We start from the raw sequence: 260 nt of genomic DNA on the forward strand, positions 1-260 counted from the left end.
AACGGAGGCGCCCAAAGGTTCCCTCAACCTGGTTGGCAATCAGGTGTCGAGTGTAAGTGCACAAGGGAGCTTGACTGTGAGACTGACAGGTCGAGCAGGGACGAAAGTCGGGACTAGTGATCCGGCAGTGGCTTGTGGAAGCGCTGTCGCTCAACGGATAAAAGGTACCTCGGGGATAACAGGCTGATCTTGCCCAAGAGTCCATATCGACGGCATGGTTTGGCACCTCGATGTCGGCTCGTCGCATCCTGGGGCTGGAG

1 rRNA gene (running past one end of the window) is annotated in these 260 nt (G+C 57.3%); it reads left to right on the forward strand.

The window, feature by feature from the left end:
* A 23S ribosomal RNA gene (locus ASG83_RS12900) occupies positions 1-260 on the forward strand; its annotated part runs 265 nt beyond the window's last position; the annotation flags it as partial.

It is taken from the genome of Yonghaparkia sp. Soil809 (assembly GCF_001429705.1).
GTDB lineage: Bacteria > Actinomycetota > Actinomycetes > Actinomycetales > Microbacteriaceae > Microcella.